General features: G+C 61.2%; 14 protein-coding genes. 2 read left to right on the top strand and 12 right to left on the bottom strand.

Features of this window, described 5'->3' with window-relative positions:
• Nucleotides 1-7: 7 nt before the first annotated feature.
• The 12 genes from PSCI_RS27400 to PSCI_RS27345 form a co-directional block, all read right to left on the bottom strand.
• Nucleotides 8-1,213: a glycosyltransferase family 4 protein gene (locus tag PSCI_RS27400; RefSeq protein WP_045493253.1), complete on the bottom strand. Its 1,206-nt coding sequence runs from the start codon at nucleotides 1,211-1,213 to the stop codon at nucleotides 8-10.
• A 70-nt stretch (nucleotides 1,214-1,283) separates the two neighbouring features.
• The gene (locus PSCI_RS27395) at nucleotides 1,284-2,369 is read right to left on the bottom strand and encodes a glycosyltransferase family 4 protein (protein ID WP_045493251.1); all 1,086 of its coding nucleotides are present in this window, start codon (nucleotides 2,367-2,369) and stop codon (nucleotides 1,284-1,286) included.
• 65 nt (nucleotides 2,370-2,434) lie between these two features.
• The gene (locus PSCI_RS27390) at nucleotides 2,435-3,664 is read right to left on the bottom strand and encodes a glycosyltransferase family 4 protein (RefSeq protein ID WP_045493249.1); all 1,230 of its coding nucleotides are present in this window, start codon (nucleotides 3,662-3,664) and stop codon (nucleotides 2,435-2,437) included.
• Complete coding sequence (locus PSCI_RS27385) at nucleotides 3,661-4,662, bottom strand: glycosyltransferase (RefSeq protein ID WP_045493247.1); 1,002 nt, start codon at nucleotides 4,660-4,662, stop codon at nucleotides 3,661-3,663. The genes PSCI_RS27390 and PSCI_RS27385 overlap by 4 nt, the downstream gene beginning before the upstream one ends.
• Before the next feature lie 162 nt (nucleotides 4,663-4,824).
• Nucleotides 4,825-5,310 carry a transcription/translation regulatory transformer protein RfaH gene (gene rfaH / locus PSCI_RS27380; protein WP_045493245.1) on the bottom strand — a complete coding sequence of 162 codons (486 nt, stop codon included), beginning with the start codon at nucleotides 5,308-5,310 and terminating at the stop codon, nucleotides 4,825-4,827.
• 4 nt (nucleotides 5,311-5,314) lie between these two features.
• Nucleotides 5,315-6,097 (bottom strand): WbqC family protein, encoded by a 783-nt coding sequence (locus tag PSCI_RS27375; RefSeq protein WP_045493242.1) that lies wholly within the window; start codon nucleotides 6,095-6,097, stop codon nucleotides 5,315-5,317.
• 30 nt (nucleotides 6,098-6,127) lie between these two features.
• Complete coding sequence (locus PSCI_RS27370; RefSeq protein WP_045493239.1) at nucleotides 6,128-8,344, bottom strand: polysaccharide biosynthesis tyrosine autokinase; 2,217 nt, start codon at nucleotides 8,342-8,344, stop codon at nucleotides 6,128-6,130.
• Complete coding sequence (locus tag PSCI_RS27365) at nucleotides 8,341-8,796, bottom strand: low molecular weight protein-tyrosine-phosphatase (protein WP_045493236.1); 456 nt, start codon at nucleotides 8,794-8,796, stop codon at nucleotides 8,341-8,343. The genes PSCI_RS27370 and PSCI_RS27365 overlap by 4 nt, the downstream gene beginning before the upstream one ends.
• Nucleotides 8,786-9,721: a glycosyltransferase family 2 protein gene (locus PSCI_RS27360; RefSeq protein WP_045493233.1), complete on the bottom strand. Its 936-nt coding sequence runs from the start codon at nucleotides 9,719-9,721 to the stop codon at nucleotides 8,786-8,788. Before PSCI_RS27360 ends, PSCI_RS27365 begins: the two co-directional genes overlap by 11 nt.
• 3 nt (nucleotides 9,722-9,724) lie before the next feature.
• On the bottom strand, nucleotides 9,725-11,221 hold the full coding sequence (locus PSCI_RS27355; RefSeq protein ID WP_045493230.1) for a lipopolysaccharide biosynthesis protein: 1,497 nt from the start codon (nucleotides 11,219-11,221) through the stop codon (nucleotides 9,725-9,727).
• A gap of 5 nt (nucleotides 11,222-11,226) precedes the next feature.
• The gene (locus tag PSCI_RS27350; protein WP_045493227.1) at nucleotides 11,227-12,339 is read right to left on the bottom strand and encodes a DegT/DnrJ/EryC1/StrS family aminotransferase; all 1,113 of its coding nucleotides are present in this window, start codon (nucleotides 12,337-12,339) and stop codon (nucleotides 11,227-11,229) included.
• Nucleotides 12,332-13,135, bottom strand: coding sequence for a hypothetical protein (locus PSCI_RS27345; RefSeq protein ID WP_045493225.1), 804 nt, complete (start codon nucleotides 13,133-13,135; stop codon nucleotides 12,332-12,334). Before PSCI_RS27345 ends, PSCI_RS27350 begins: the two co-directional genes overlap by 8 nt.
• A 795-nt stretch (nucleotides 13,136-13,930) precedes the next feature.
• Here PSCI_RS27345 and PSCI_RS27340 point away from each other — a divergent pair.
• A complete protein-coding gene (locus tag PSCI_RS27340; RefSeq protein WP_045493223.1) occupies nucleotides 13,931-15,109 on the top strand; it encodes a cysteine desulfurase family protein in 1,179 nt (392 codons plus the stop codon).
• Nucleotides 15,110-15,209: 100 nt separating this feature from the next.
• A complete protein-coding gene (locus tag PSCI_RS27335; protein ID WP_045493220.1) occupies nucleotides 15,210-17,018 on the top strand; it encodes an aminopeptidase P family protein in 1,809 nt (602 codons plus the stop codon).
• Nucleotide 17,019 lies beyond the last annotated feature (1 nt).

Genomic DNA, 17,019 nt, shown 5'->3' with positions numbered 1-17,019 from the left:
TTCACCCTCAGACCGATTTGATCGGTACGACGCGGGCGGCCAGCTCGCTGTCAGGCGAAGCTGCGCGCCAGTCCAGCAGGTTGGGGCGCTGTTGCCGGGCACTGGCCAGGCGGGCGTCAACCAGGGCCTTGATCTGCTGTTCAAAGCGTTCCGTGGAAAAACGCTCGGCATTGAAGCGGCAGGCGCTGGCGCTGATCCGCCCCTGAGTGCTTTCGAAATGGCCAACGGCGGCTATTAATGACGCGGCGTCCTGGCGGTCATACAGCACCCCGGTCGGGGTTGGATGGTCCAGCCCCAGCACGGTTTCCAGCACCCCGCCCTTGCCGTAGGCGATCACCGGGGTGCCGCAGGCCTGGGCCTCGACCGGGCTGATGCCGAAGTCTTCTTCGGCGGCAAACACAAAGGCTTTGGCGGCGCGCATGTGCTCCAGCATTACCGCCGCCGGCTGGTAGCCGAGCAGCGTGACGTTGGGGGCGTTGATGGCCTGGCAGCGCGGCATTTCCGGACCGTCGCCGACCACCACCAGACGTTTGTCCGGCATGTTGGCGAATGCCTCGACGATCATCGGCAGGCGCTTGTAAGGCACCATGCGCGAGGCGGTGAAATAGTAGTCATCGCGCAGCCCCAGCGGGGTGTAGTGCAGAGTGTCCACGGGCGGATAAATCACAGTGGACGAGCGCCGATAGGCTTTGTCGATGCGCGCGCCGATGAACGCCGAGTTGGCAATGAACTCATCGACCCCGGCAGCGCTGCGCTGGTCCCACATGCGGATGTAGTGCAGGACCATCCGCGCCAGAGTGCCCTTGAACCCCTTGTCGAGGCCTGACTCACGCAGGTATTGATGTTGCAGGTCCCAGGCATAACGAATCGGTGAATGCACATAGCTGACGTGCAACTGATCCGGGCCAGTCAACACCCCTTTGGCGACCGCATGGCTGCTGCTGATCACCAGATCGTAGCCAGACAGGTCCAGTTGCTCGATGGCCATCGGCATCAGCGGCAGATAGCGCTGGTAGTGCTTGCGTGCACCGGGCAGTTTCTGGATGAAGCTGGTGGTGGCGACTTTGCCGCCCAGTTGGGCACGGTCACGGTCGCTGAGGAAGTCGATCACGGCAAACAGATCGGCTTGCGGCCAGACCTTGAGCAGCGAGGCCAATACGCGTTCGGCGCCGGCGTAGGTCACCAGCCAGTCGTGGACGATTGCGATTTTCATGGGTCTTCCTTGAGCGGTGGCGAGTGAGCGGCGATGCGAACAGCGTGCAGCCGGATCTCAGGGCTTGGGGTCAGGTGCGCGGCAGGCTGCTGCGTTGCACGCCAGGTTCGGGGAGCTGGTCGAGCCGTTGCGACAGCCGCAGCGCTGAGTGGCGCCAACTGAAGCGCGCAACGTTGGCCAGGCCCTTGCGGCGCAGGAACTGGCGCAGATCCGCCTCATTGAGCAGCCGCTGCATGGCGGCGGCCATCTGCTGGACATCCAGCGGGTCGAAGTACAGCGCGCTGTCGCGCAGCACTTCCGGAATCGACGCGGCGCTGGACGCCAGCACCGGGCAGCCACAGGCCTGGGCCTCAAGTGGCGGGATGCCGAAACCTTCGTACAGTGAAGGAAACACGAATGCCGTGGCACCCTGGTACTGGGCGATCAGCTCGGCATCTTCGAGGCGGCCGAGAAAACGGATGCGTGGGTCGCGGCAGGCCAGTTGTTGCAGGTCCGGGTCAGCGAACAGGCTGTTGGCGCTGCCGACGATGTGCAGTTGCAGGTCTGGCTGGCCGCGCAGGCTCAGGAACGCCTGGATCATGCGCCTGAAGTTCTTGTGCAGATTGGGTGAGGAGACCGCCAGCAGGTAAGGCTGTTCCGGTTGGCTGGCGGCGGGCATGAACTGCTCGCTGACGGCGGCTGACAGAATCAGGATGCGCTCTTTGGGCAGCCGGTAAAATCCGGCTATTTCACTTTTGGAGAACTCGCTGTTGGTGACCAGTGCGCGGACCCGCGACAGCAGGATCGGCATGATCGTCCGGTAGGCTGCGCGATAGCGCCAGCTATAGCTTTGCGGATGGCGAACGTAGGTGATGTCGTGGTGGGTGGCAACCTGATTGCGGTAGAACATCGGGTTGCTGTTGCTCAGTGACAGCAGCAGCGGATTGCCGTTGCGCCGCAGGTACAGCGGCAGGTCAAGCTGTTCCCACAAATGGCCTTGGTGGCGGCCGATGCACTGTACCTGCAAGGCCTGGGCGCTGGCGTGGTTTTTGATACCGTGCGGGGCGACGAAGACCAGATCGTCGCGCAGTTGGCGCAGCGCCAGGCAGATCTGCTCGGCGTAGCGTTGCACACCGCAGGTGTCCTGAGTCAGAAAACGGGCATTGATAACGATCATCGCAGGGGCCTGCAAAGTGATGAAGCGGATGAATGTCAGAGCCTTGACGGGTTGTGTCGCGGGCGTCAGATCGGATGTGGCTGGGGCAGGGCCATGCGCCCTTGCAGGGTCTGGATGAACAGGCGTTCGTAGCTGTCGAGCATCAACTCCAGGTCGAGTAGCGCGGCAACGCTGCTGCGCGCCTGAGCGCTGAGGCGGGCCAGTAGTTGCGGTTGCTGGTGCAGTTTGAGCATCGCCAGGCCCAGTGAGTCGGGGTCGTCCGGGCTGCACAGCAGGCCATTGAGCTGGTCCTGGATGATCTCCGTCAGGCCGCCCATACGACTGGCGATCACCGGCCGCGAATGAGCGCAGGCTTCTACGGCGACCATGCCGAATGGCTCGCTCCAGGTCGAAGGCACCACCGCCACATCGATTCCGGCGTAGAACCGTTCCGGTTGCTGATAGCCGACAAAACGGATCCTCTCGCTATTGCCGGCCATGGCCTTGAAGCGCTGTTCATCGGCCACTTGGCCGCGCCCGGCGATATCGAGCGTGGCGTCGAACGGCAGGCGCTTGAACTGCTCGATCAGCCAGCCCACGCCCTTGGGCTCTGACAGCGTGCCCAGATAACCGAAGCGCAGCGGTGCTTGCGCACTGCGGCTCGGCGACCAGGCCGGCAAGGGCGCTGGAAACGGGCTGGCGTTATAGATCACCTGACAGCTCGCGCCCTTGAAGTAGCCATGGTTACGCAGCCGGTCGAGCATGAAGCGGCTGACCGCGACCACGCTGTCGACCTGCGTCGAGCGTTCGGCGTGCCCCTTGCGAAACTGCACGCACATTCCACAGCGCTGCTGGCAGTCACGGCCTTGCTTGAACATGGTGCTGCTCGGGCACAGCAGGTACAGGTCATGTAACACCTGAACGATGGGCAGGTTGTTATGGCTGATTTCATCCCAGGCCGAGACCGACCAGCCGGTGAGGTTATGGCAGACCACCAGGTCGGGTTGTTCGAGCTTGATGACCCGCTTGAGGTGCTCGCGCATGCCGCTGTTGTAGCGGTCACGCAGGTGCCAGCCAAGGCGTGCCAGCCGACCTGGACGGCGCTGAGTGAAGTGCCAGTAGAAATTGCGCAGGCCGGCGCGGTAGACCCTGACCTGATTGACCTCTTCCTGATACAGGCCGGCTTTGGCACCCGTGACCAGCACCCGTACGTTATGGCCGCGCGCCTGCAACCCTTCGACAGTGCGTTGCAGGATGATTTCTGCACCGCCGCCAATGTCCGGGGCATACAGGCTGCTGAGAAACAGAAGCTTCATAGCGGATAGGACCGGTTCAGGCCCAACAGCCCCGACTCGCCATCGGCAATCGCCTGTTCGAGCAGTTTCAGACGCGGGCCGGCATCGCAGCGGCGGGCGAAGACCCGCAGCAGGCGCAGGAACAACCAGCGATTGAGCTGGTAGAGCAACGGCGAACTGACCCAGATGTTCTTGTCAAACCAGGCCTGATTACGTGCACCGTAGTAGGCGCGCAGGTCGGAATCGCCGAGCAGGTAACTCTCGTAGACATTGCTGGTGCGTTGCTTGATGTTCCAGGAATGCTCCAGGTCGTCGAGCAGCGCTTCGGGCACCAGAAACAAGCGTCCGCCATTGGCGGTGATGCGCCAGGTGTATTCGTTGTCGTCGGCGTACAGCTTCAAGGCATCGAGCGGCAGACCGATCTTGCGGTACAGGCTGTGATGGGCCAGCAGACCGCCGTACGTGGCAAACGGCAGTTGCACCAGCGAAGGCAGGCCAGCACTGAGCCGTGGTCGTCCCCACGGCAAGCGCCGCCAGAGTTTGTACGGCACCTGAGCGATATGAAAACCCAGAAAGCTTGAGCGCTTCTGCAGGGCAAAACGCTGCGGCACGCCGGTGGCAATGTCGGCCTGATGGGTAGGGCGAAAGCCGAGCACTGCGGTGTTGTCGGCGTCGTGCGCCTGGATCAGGCGTTGTAGCCGGTCATGCAGCACTTCTACGGCATTGGGCGTCGGCGCATTGTCGTCGTCCATCAACCACAGGTACTCGCCACCGGCCTGCAGCGCGGCCTGAATCCCTATGGCATAGCCGTTGGCCGAGCCGGTGTTGTGCTCAAGGTGGATCACCCGAACCTGCTCGGGCCACTGTTCGGTCAATTTGTGCAGCGGCGCCGTCGAGGCGTTACTGACCACAATGACCCGCTCGATCAAGGGGTTTGCCAGCGAGCGGCTGATCAGCGTATGCAAATAGCTGTAGCGATCCCCGTAGGTCAGGGTCACCAGCGTGGTCTGCTTGGACATGGGACATTCCGTTGTAAAGGCGAGGGTGGTGATTTGCCTGTAGGAGCGAACTTGCTCGCGAAGAGGCAATTGCAGTCACGACATTTGTGGCGCCTGGCCAATAGCATTCGCGACCAAGGTCGCTCCTACAGAGAAGCAATCCAGCCGACAAATCCGCAGGCTTCAGGCCGGTACACGCGCCAACTCGTTGAGCGGCAGGACGACCCGGTGCTGGCGCTGCATCAGGTTAAGCAGGATCACGGCCCGTTCGGTGCCGTCGAAGGCCAGAAAAATGGCTTCCACGTCACAGAAGCTGCGGCTGCGGATCAGCACCGGGTCACCTTGGTTGAAGCTTGAGTGCGGTGTCTGACCGGCCAGGCGCTGGCGGATCTGTTCGATCAGTTCATCGCTTACCGGGGTCGGCTGGCTACCGAACGTCACGATTCGCGACACGCCACGGGTGGAGCGAATCGGGTACCAGTTGTCCTGCATCTGGTCCATGCGGATGAACAGATAGCCGGGAAACAGGGTTTCGGGGCGGGCCGTGTTATTGGTCAGCGGCTGATAGCACTCGAACTGCTGGCGCTGCAGATGCTCCAGGGCACGGGCTTCCTGGCGTGGGCGGGTCTGGATCAGGTACCAGCGGGCGGGGACGGCGAGAGTCGTCATGCAATCACTCCCCGGCAAGCTGTGAGCTGAACGGCACGATATCGGCGTCCATGCACGGGTCGTTGGCAGCACCGCCCTCACTCACACTGAAGTTGCCGAGCAGCGCCTGCACCTGCTCGACGCTGTTGAACATCAGCACATCGATGATCGACAGGTTGGGCACGAACTCATGCTTGAGCTGTGCATAGCTGATCGGGTTCATGGTGAAGAAGCGCAGTTGCAGGCCGTTGCGGGCGAAGCGCTCACGGTCGTACAGCTCAAGGCCGCCAATCGGATTGAGGAAGGTGCCTGCCGAAAAGGTGTGGGCGATGTTGATGACCCGCTCCTGCTTGTCCGTGCAGGCGCTAAGGGTGAGGTTTGAGCCGCGCAGGATCGGCGTGCTGATCTGTAGGTAAGCGCAGATTTCACGCAGGGCGTTTTCTGCATACAGGGCCAGATTGTGTTGGGGGAATCGGATCAGCCGCTCCAGCAGCGGCATGACCTCACTGAAGTAAGGTGCCTTGCGGTAGCTGTGAACGAGCAGGTTGACCAGCCGCGGCGCGTCGTTCTCGAAAAAACTGTCGGCCAGTTGGCGCTGCATGATGGGCAGCTCGAAGCGGTCCTTTTTGACTGCAAAAGTCATCAGCCGTGGCTGGCCTTCGCAGAGGATACGGTTACGGTTGACCCAGCCGGCGCGGATGTATTGCAGGTCATCGCCCAGTACGAATACATCGGCGGTGGCGATGAGCTGGAAATAGCCCAGATAGGGAAACAGGTACGGCTGCATCATTGCGATGGTCCTGGTCATGGTAAAGCTCCTTGTTCGTCGCAGGCCGGTTTATTTTTGAACCGGGTGGTAGCTGTAGCCGTAGGTCGTGCAGTCGTATTCGGCGGTGGAGGCCTTGCGCACCACTGCGTTGAAAATCGCGCCCTTGATGACGATGCCGTTCTGGTTGAGGCGGCGTTTGCAGGCTTCCAGTTCGCGGGTGGTGGTCAGGCCGAAACGTGCCACCAGCAGGCAAGTGCCGGCCTGGCGGCCGACCAGGGTGCCGTCGGTCACGGCGAGGATCGGCGGGGTGTCGATGATGATCAGGTCGTACTGCGGCGATAGCTCGCCGAGCATCCGGTTGAAGTTGTCGTGCATCAGCAATTCCGACGGGTTGGGCGCCGCGAAGCCACAGGAAATGAAGTCCAGGTGACGGACTTCGGTGTGATGAATGACCTCGGTGTACTTGAGCCTTGCTGCCAGGGTGTCAGACAACCCGTGGCGCGGTTGCAGGCCCAGTACCTTGTGCAGGTAGCCCCTGCGCATGTCGGCGTCGATCAGCAGGACCCGCTTGCCGGTCTGGGCAATGATCACCGCCAGGTTGGCGGAGACGAACGACTTGCCGGCGCCGGGCAGGGGGCTGGTGATCATCAGCACATTGTTGCGCGCTTCGAGCATCGCAAAATGCAGGCTGGTGCGCAGGCTGCGCAAGGATTCCAGGGCCAGTTCTTCCGGGGCGCGGGTGCTGAGCAGGCGCGACTCGCGGGGCAAGCCCGCCGCGTTGGCGGTTTTATCCAGACGCTCTTGCTGGCGCGAGAACGGCAGCGAGGCGTACACCGGCATGCCGAGGTTTTCGATCAGGTCGGGGTTTTCGATGCCGCGATAGAACGCCTGGCGGATAAAAATGATGATCACCGCCAGCAGGGCGCCACATAGGGTGGCGACCAGCACCAGCAGTTTCTTCATTGGCTTGACGGGTTTCTCGATGTTGGTGTCGGCATTGTCGATGATGCGTACGTTGCCGATGCTGCCGGCGCGCAGGATGTCCTGTTCCTGGCTCTTGTTGAGCATCAGGGTGTAGGTCTGACTGATGACCTGCATGTCGCGGGTCAGGCGCAACAGTTCTTGCTGTGACTGGGGCAGGCTGTCGATCTTTTTCAGCAGGATCTGCTTCTGGCCTTCCAGTTGGCCGATCTGGCTCATCAAGCTGCGGTAGGTGGGGTGCTCGCGGGTGTAAAGACGCTCCAGCTCGACGCGTTTGAGCTTGAGCTCCGAGAGCCGGTTGTCCATCTCCACGACCTGATCGAGCACGCCTTTGGTTTCAATGGACAGGTCCACCGAGCGGGCGCTGGTCTGGAATTTCTGCAGAGCGGTCTCGGCTTCTTCGAGTTGCTTGCGCACCATCGGCAATTGCGAGCGAAGAAACTCCAGCCGCTGCGCGGCTTCGGCCGAACTGCGCTCGACATTCTGGCGCACATACAGGCGGCTGACCTCGTTGAGAATGCGGTTGGCTTTCTCGGCGTCCGGGTCCTGCAGAGAGAGGTAGATGATGCCCGAGTCCTTGCCGGCCTCGATGATCTTCAGGCGATCCTGCCAGAGCAGCGCGCTGCTCAGGGTGCGCTGACGCGACACGCTGAACTCGGTGCCGGGACGGGCGTTGAGTTCGGCGACCTGCATGATCACACCATGGCCCAGGCTGGTGCGTCGTACCGCGCCATTGAGCAGCAGATTGCCGTCGGCGTCATACAGGCTGTACTCACCGGTTTTGCCGGCCACCAGTTTCAATGCCTCACCCAGCAACGCCTCGGGCACTGTGAGCTGGAAAATATCGAGCTTCTCCCCGCCCCATGCATAGCTATCGAGGCCAAACAGCGGTTCGGCCAGTTGCCCTTGGTACTGGGGCTGGAAATTACGCGCCAGCCAGGCGCCGATGACCGGCACGTGGTCGGGGGTTGCCTCGATGTTCAGGCGCAGGTCATCGACCACCTTGACCAGCAGCGCGCGGGATTTGATCAGCTCGATCTCGGTGGTGGCCTGGGAGGCCGACATCGGTTTGTTGCTGACCTCCGGCACGCCTTCGATACCAACCTTGCGCGGTTCGATCTGGATCATCGCCGAGGCCTGGTACACCGGTGTGGCGAGCACCACGTACAGTACGCCGAGCACCAAGAACATGCCGGTCAGCCAGAAAATCAGGCGCTTGTGGTCGAGCAACAGGTGTAACAGGGTGGTCAGGTCGATCCGGGTGTCCTGGTAGTGGTCCAGGGTGGAGCGGTTCATGACAGTCATTGGTTCGGATCTCCTGACTGAATATAAGGAAGCCAGTCATCGACGCAGCGCGACAGATGCGTGTAGGTCTGTTCGAACGCCGCTCTGGGGCGCTTATAGGGGTCGACGATTTCTGCCGCGTGCTGCCACTGGCCGATCAGGAAGGTCTTGCCGCGCACCTCCGGGGCCAGACGAAACAGACTGGCCAGGTGCGGTTGCTCCATCGACAGGATCAGGTCGGCACGGCGCAACATTTGCCGGTCCACCTGCTGCGAGCGATGGCCGGGCAACTCAAGGCCGTGAAGGTCCAGTACTTCCCTGGCCAGGCCATCGATCGGTGCGCCGGTCAGCGCGTGCAGGCCGGCCGAGCGGATCGAGATCGGCCGGTCTGCCAGCCGGTCACGCAGAATGGCCTCGGCCATGGGGCTGCGGCAGATGTTGCCGACGCAGACCACCAGCAGTTCACTGAACATGGGCTTTGGCCGGTTGTGGACGCAGGCGCCGGCCAAGGTTGACAACGAAGTTGCGTGCCACCCGCAGCAGGGCCTGGACCTTGTGGCGCGGCGACAAGGCAGACAGCGACAGGCAGACACTCTGGATCAGGAAGTGCTCATACAGCGCCTGGTTGCCGAGGCGGTGGTAGTAGTTGGCCAGGCTTGAGCTGGTCTGCAGGCTCATGTGCAACTTGCGCTTGTCGCTACGCATCGAAAAGATCCCGCCAGGGTGCAGGCGGTAGGCCGCCGGTTTGATTTGCGCCATGAACTTGCCTTTGCCATAGGCGCCGAGCAGCGACCACCAGCACAGGTCGTTGAGCGGTGCGACGCGCATCTGCAACTCTGGCGGCATGCTGCTCAGCACATTGCGAAAACAGGTGGTCAGGGTCGATATGGGCCGGGCCTTTTGCAGCTCCAGCGCAGTGGCATCGCCGCGCAATTTACCTTGCAGTTGCACGCCGTACTGGCCCTTGTCATCGAAGGCAATCGCGTCGTGGTAGGTGATCACGTAGTCGGGGTGGCGCTCCAGAAAATCCACCTGCAACTGCAGTTTGCGCGGGTCGGTCCAGTAGTCATCACCTTCACAGAACGCGATATAGCGGCCCCGCGCTTTGACAAACAATTCGGGCACACAGGGCTTGCCGAGCCGAAACTGATTTTCGCTCTGATAAAACGGCCGGATGATGTGCGCATAGCGCTCGGCGTATTGCGCGATGATCCGCGCGGTGTTGTCAGTCGAGGCATCGTCGTTGATGAGGATCTCGAAGTTGAAATCGGTCTGCTGCGCCAGAAATCCATCCAGGGTCTGGGCGATGAACGCTTCCTGGTTATAGGTCGGGCAGACAATGCTCAACAACGGTGGCTGGGACGATTCGTGGCGCGTATGACGGGCAATGGCATCCATGGCTCAGGTACTCGGTTTGCTCAACGTTAGATAGATCTTGTGCAGCAGCGGGCGATGACTGAGGGTCACCGGCAACAGGGTCAGCAAACCGCAGAGCGCCAGCGCAAGGACCACGCTGAAACGATCAGGGCCGGCAATCAGTTTGAACAGCGGCGCACTCAGCGTCAGGCCGAGCAAGGTCATCAGGCTGATCCGCAGCAGGTCGCGCAGCCACGGCCCATGCAGGGCAGGCGCCAGGCGGCGGTGGACGATCAGCGGCCAGATCGCCAGTGACACCAGACGCAGGCCGGCCCAGCTCAGCGCTGCACCGAGCACGCCCAGTTCATGGATGGCCCAGACCGTCAGCGGCACGCTGATGACGGCGCAAACCAGGCTGTAGGTGACGTGCAGGCGGATCTGCCCGTAGGCGTATTGCAGGTAAAACTGAAAGCCGCTGATGGCCATGATCGCGCTGCCCAGCACGTACCAGCCCAGCACCGGCTGGCTCCAGCGGGCGGCCTGCAGGTCGCCGGTCCAGGCATAGATCAGCGCCTGGCCATGCAGGGCGATGATCCCTGCCAGAGGAAACAGCAGGGTGCAGACAAACCGGTGGGCATCAAGAAACAGCCGGTGCATGTCCGCTTCGCGGTTCTCGGCCATCAACCGTGCCAGGCGCGGCAGCAGGGTCTGCACCAGCGGGTTGGTCAGGGTCAGCAGGCCGGTGGCGATCAGTGCGATCAGCGCGAAGTAGCCGTATTCATCGAGCGGCAGGCGCTCGGCCAACAACACCTTGTCCAGTTGGGTCAGCACGATCCACAGGATCGCGGTGAACGACAGGCTGGCGGCGAACGGCATGAGCGGCCTGACCAGCGCGGCATCGAAACCAGCCAGGCCGGCAGGCATTTGCCGCCAGGCTCGCACCGCGAACAGCAAGCTTTCCAGCAGGCTGACCAGTACCTGGAACAGGAAAAAATCGCGTACCTCTTGCGACCACAGGCTGACCAGCAGCAGGGCACCGAAATAACGCAGGGTCGCGACCAGCACATTGGCGGCGTTCAGCCAGGCGTGCTGTTCCAGGCCCTGTAGCCCGCTGCGATACAGGGTCGCGTACAGGCGCAGCGCGATAATCACGCCCATCAGGCTAATGCAATCGCTGACAGTCTGCGCCGAGAGCACTTGTGCGTTCAGCCATTGGCTGGCCAGCCACGCACTGGCCAGGTGCACGGCCAGCGCGCAAGCGACGGTCAGCGGCACGAACAGCAGCTCGAACGAGCGCAGCAGCCGCCCGCTTGCCTGGCGACCGGCTGCGTCTGCCGGTTGTTGGGTAACGGCGCGTACCAGGCTCGGTGACAGGCCGGCGTCGAGCAATTGCAACCAGGCTTGCAACACCGTGAAGAAGCCGATCAGGCCATAGGCCTCTGCCCCCAGATGCGCCAGGTAGAACGGCATTACAGCAATGCCGACCAGCAGCACGTAGGCTTGCCCGGCATAGTTGAACAGCGTATTGCGCATGACCGACATGGCTGTCACCCGACCTGGGCCACGGCGGAGCCGGCAGCCTCTGGACTGCAGGTTTCGAGCAGGGTCTGGATCACTTGTTGCTGCTCTTGCGGGTGCAGGCCTGGGTAGATCGGCAGGCATAGCACCCGCTCGCTCAGGGCGCGGGCGATGGGTTGGCCGGCTTGTGGCTGGAGATATTCCAGCGTGTCGAGGCTGGGGTAGAAGTAACGGCGCGGATTGATGCCGTTGGCGTTGAGCGCCGTACGCGCCTTGAGCAGTTGCTGCTCGTCGCGCAGGGCCACCGGGAAGTAGCTGTTGTTCAACTGGCTGTCGGCCTGGGCGCTCTGCAGGTCCATGTAGTCGCGCAAGCGGCTGTTATAGCGCCAGGCGATTTCGGCACGGGCTTCAAGGATGTTGTCGATATCGTCGAGGATGCACAGGCCCATGGCGGCGGAGAATTCGTTGAGCTTGGCATTGATGCCGATGCCCTCGATGCGGTCGACATTGGCGATGCCGAAGTTGCACAGCAGCATGACCCGCCGCGCCACCTCGTCATCGTCAGTGACGATGGCGCCGCCTTCGATGGTGTGAAACAGCTTGGTGGCATGAAAACTCAAGGTGCTGATGTCACCCCAGCGGTACACCGATTGCCCGGCGTGGCGCACCGCGAAGGCATGAGCACCGTCGTAGATGACTTTCAGGTTGCGCCGGCGGGCAATGCTGTCAATCGCCTCGACGTCACACGGGTTGCCAAACACATGGGTGGCAACGATGGCGCTGGTGTCGGCTTCGATGGCTTGTTCGATGTGCGCCGGGGAGAGGTTCCAGGTCTGTGGGTCGATATCGGAGAATAACGGGCGGATGCCTTCCCACTGTAATGAGCTGGTGGTGGCGACGAAGCTGAACGGGGTGGTGACGGCACTGCCGGTCAGGTTCAGTGCGCGGTAGGCGATTTGCAAGGCCAGGGTGCCGTTGTTGGTGAGGATCACGTGACGCACGCCCAGGTAGTCGCGCAGCCGGGCTTGCAGTTCCATCAGCAGTGGCCCGTGATTGGTCAGCCAGCCACGGCTGTAGATCCCTTCGACGTAGCGCTTGAACTTGTCGATGTCGCCAAGGTACGTCTTGGTCACGTTAATCATCTGAACCTCCGTGTTGTCGGGCTGAAGAAGCGTCAGGCCTGAGGGCCTGAGCGCTGACCCGCATGGCCCGGCGTTCGGTAATGCGCCGGATCAGACGGGTAATGAGGCTGCCGTGGTGCGGGTCGCCGAAGTGCAAAATGGCGGTGGCGCGGATAACGCCGGGGCTGCACGGCTGGTTGGCATGCAGCGATCGGTAGCCCCAGAACAGGTAAATGCTGCCGGGGACCAATTGCACGATCAGCGGCTTGAGCCAGCCCAGGCGGATTGCCCATGCCAGCAAGCTGCGGGTTATGGCGTTTTGCAGCAGCATCTTGTGCAGCACATTGACCAGCAACGAACGCGAGGCGCTGCGCAGGTTGGGAAACATCATCAGGTCGCCACGCTGCTGGCCTTCATCCGGGATGTAGATGGGGATGAGCACCGTGACCAGGCTGGCATCGAAGTGAAAGCAGTTCGACTCCCGACGCCCTTGGTTGCCTTGCACGCAACGCAAGACCGGAAAGATGCTCTGGCCTACGCTTTGCTGGCCGGCAGCCAGGCAGTAAAGGTCGGCGAGCAATTGTTGCAGGGTCGGGCTGGAGCACATCTGCAGCAGTGAACAACCTGCCAGTGCCTGTTCTCCATGACAGGCGAAATACTCCCCGGCATGCCGCTGGGCCTGCTGGTCGGTAAAGGCGCGCAGTTGTGTCAGGTCATCGTGGCTCAACAGACTCTCGATACAGGCGTAGCCCTGAGTATCAATGCTGCGGGCCAATTGTCTGATCGGTTCAGAAACAGCTGCAAAAGTAGACGGCATTCGTTCACACCTCTGGGTAGGAGGAGGCGAAAAACCAAATACATTGGCGCCATGGCCTGGTTCATCGAGCATTTGTCTGGGCACGCTACCGCCCGAAGCTCAATGCTTCGGGGGGAGGCGTGAATAGGTGTAACCAGTCCTTGTCAATCGCTCAGAAATGTCCGAGCAATGGAAAAACTCCAGGCAAAGCTACCGCCACACCGAACAGAGTCAGCAGTTCAATAAGGGGTATGCGAGTTGACAGACATCCAGTGGCGCCAATAGCACCCTGGAAACAACCGGAATACGGGAATACAACCATGTAGGGGTCAATACGACCACATCAATGCAATGCTCTGTGGCATTGGCATACAAGCCAGGTGTGGTCAGACAGACCTATATATTGGGGCCGTCTGAGGATCTGTCAAATTATTTCGTCAAAATCCTGTTTTGTTTCTGATAAAAAACATGACTTTCAGGTAACCGATTGATTTTAAAGGTGTCAAAAAACATGTGTTGTTTTTTTGGCGCCCCTGTGTCGACTTTTAACTGTCCGGTTTACTGCCGGTTTTATTGATGACTTGACAGTCTTGCGGTACGCCTTGAATCGGTCTGTTGATCAAGTTGGCGGGATAATGAGTATTTTTATATGTGATTTGGTTATTAATTAATTCAAATTAATAATTTTTAGTTCTATTTGGTCTGGTGCATCATGAGCCCATGGTTAGATGGGTCGGGTATCACGCAACCTCTGTAACGTGAGCCGGCCCTGGAAACGATCTGCCGAGCCAGATCGTGCATTCTAGAGGGATGTTCATGAGCGATAACGCACTGTATTTCGATTATGCCGCCACCACGCCTGTGGACGAGCGGGTCATTCAGGTGATTGTTTCGTGTCTGGGCCAATCAGGCACCTTTGGTAATCCGGCTTCCAGTTCTCACCGGTTCGGGCAGGCAGCACGGCAAACGGTCGAACTGGCCCGCCAACAGGTCGCGACACTGGTGGGCGCCAGCGCCGGCCAGATCATCTGGACCTCCGGGGCCACCGAATCCAACAATCTGGCACTCAAGGGCGCAGCGCAAGCCTGGTGTCAGCGCCAGGGTCGCGCCGGCGGGCATATCATCACCAGCCAGATTGAGCACAAAGCCATTCTCGATACTGCCCATTACCTTCAGGGGCAGGGCTTTGAGGTGACTTACCTGGTCCCTGACGCGGACGGGCTGATCACTCCCGAGGCGGTCAGCGCCGCGCTGCGTGAAGACACGCTGCTGGTCTCGCTGATGCTGGTCAACAATGAACTGGGCACGGTCAATGACATCGCCGAGACCGGTCGCCGGGTGCGCGCCCATGGCGCCTTGCTGCACGTCGATGCGGCTCAGGCGGCGGGCAAGTTGGCGATTGATCTGAGCGTACTGGAGGTCGATCTGATGTCGTTTTCAGCGCACAAGATTTACGGGCCCAAAGGTATCGGCGCGCTGTATGTCGGACCGCGTGCCGAGCAGCGGGTACTGGCGCAGATTCACGGTGGCGGCCATGAGCAGGGCTTGCGCTCCGGTACTCTGGCGACCCACCAGATTGCCGGAATGGGCAGCGCTTTCGCTCTGGCTGGCGAACATCTGGAACAGGAGATTGCCGACACATGGCAGTTGAACCGGCGCTTGTGCGAATTGCTGGCAGACGTTCCCGGGCTGGTCATTAACGGCAGCCGCGAGCAACGTATACCGCATACCTTGAGCTTGACCTTTACTCATCTGGACCTGGATGTCGCCGCACTGGGGCAATCGTTGGCGTTTTCTTCGACCTCGGCGTGCAATTCGGCCAGCAGCGCTCCGTCCCATGTCTTGTCGGCGCTGGGATACGATGCGCAGCGCGCTGCACAGACCATCCGCCTGAGCTTGGGGCGTTTCACCCAGGCGGCGGATATCGAACGGGTTGCCGGGCTGATTCGCGATGCGTTGCGGCCGGCGCCGTTCTGGGCGGTTGCCCATGCCTGAGCGGGAGGCTACAGAATCGGCGAGCGCAGCCATTTTGTAGACACCCTCTAAGACCTGCTCCATTATCTGACCTGAATCGAACGGGTCAGCAGGAGTAGCAATGAGTACACAAACCCATGCCAAGGGAGTGGCGGCGCAACGTCTGGCCAGCGCGCGGGCGTTGATGAGTCGTGAAGGAATCGACGCGTGGTTGGTGCCGTCGGCTGATCCGCATCTCTCTGAATACCTGCCGGGCTACTGGCAAGGCCGGCAATGGCTTTGCGGATTCAACGGTTCGGTTGGCACGCTGGTTATCACCCATGATTTCGCCGGGTTGTGGGTCGACAGTCGCTACTGGGAGCAGGCCGAAAAGGAGCTGGCTGGCAGTGGCGTCGAACTGGTCAAGCTGTTGCCCGGCCAGCAAGGCCCGTTGGAGTGGCTGGCTGATCAGGCGGTCGCCGACAGTGTGGTAGCAGTCGACGGTACGGTGCTGGCGGTGGCCTCTTCGCGGGCGTTGGCCAGCAAGCTCTATGAGCGTGGTGCCCGCCTGCGTACCGATATGGACCTGCTCAACGAGCTGTGGCGGGATCGCCCGGCGCTGCCGGCCAACCCGGTGTATGAGCATTTGCCGCCCCAGGCCAGCGAGAGCCGTCGCGACAAGATCGAGCGGTTGCGCAAGAGCATGCTCGAACGCGATGCCGACTGGCATTTCATTGCGACCCTGGATGACATCGCCTGGCTGTTTAACCTGAGGGGTTCGGATGTCTCCTATAACCCGGTGTTCATCTGTTTTGCGCTGATCGGACCGAACAGCGTCACGCTGTTTGTCGCAGGCGACAAGGTCAGCAAGTTTGTGCGCGAAAGCCTGGAGCGCGACGGTGTGTCGTTACTGGAGTACACCCAGATTGGTGCGGCCTTGCGTGAAGTGCCGGGCGATGCGCGGTTGCTTTTGGACCCTGCGAAGGTGACCTGCGGTCTGCTCGACTATCTGGATGCACAAGTCAGTCTGGTCGAAGCGCTGAACCCGACCACCCAGTTCAAGGCGCAGAAGAACGCTGAGGACACACGGCATATTCGTCGAGTCATGGAGCAGGACGGCGCAGCACTGTGCGAATTCTTTGCCTGGCTGGACGGGGCGCTGGGGCGTGAGCCGGTCAGTGAGCTTGATATCGATGAGCAACTGAGTCTGGCCCGTAAGCGTCGTCCTGGTTACATCTGCCCCAGCTTCGCCACGATTGCCGGATTCAATGGCAATGGGGCCATGCCGCATTACCGCGCTAGCGAGGCGGCGTTTGCGCAGATCGAAGGTGATGGCCTGTTGCTGATCGACTCGGGTGGTCAGTACCTGGGTGGCACCACCGACATTACCCGTATGGTTCCTGTCGGTCGGCTGAGTGCCGAGCAGAAGCAGGACTGCAGTCGAGTACTCAAGGGCGTGATTGCCCTGTCACGGGCGCATTTCCCCAAAGGCATCCTGTCACCCTTGCTGGACGCGATTGCGCGGGCGCCCATCTGGGCTGATGAGGTGAACTATGGTCATGGAACCGGGCACGGGGTCGGGTACTTCCTGAACGTTCATGAAGGGCCGCAAGTGATCGCCTACCAGGCACCGGCGACGCCGCAGACCGCCATGCTACCGGGCATGATTACTTCCATTGAACCTGGTACTTATCGGCCGGGGCGGTGGGGCGTGAGAATCGAGAATCTGGTGATTAATCAGCCGGCGGGGCAAAGCGAGTTTGGCGAGTTCCTGCGTTTTGAAACCCTGACCCTGTGCCCGATCGACACCCGTTGCCTGGACCTGAGTATGCTCAGCGCTGAAGAAAAAGGCTGGCTCAATGCCTACCATGCTCACGTTAACGAGCGGCTGAGCCCCTTGCTGCAGGGGGCTGGGCTGGCATGGTTGAGGGCGCGTACTGCCGCTGTCTGAG

This window comes from Pseudomonas sp. StFLB209, assembly GCF_000829415.1.
Taxonomy (GTDB): domain Bacteria; phylum Pseudomonadota; class Gammaproteobacteria; order Pseudomonadales; family Pseudomonadaceae; genus Aquipseudomonas.
Note: the sequence above shows the minus strand (reverse complement) of the source record. Positions and strands in the feature narration are given on the sequence as shown.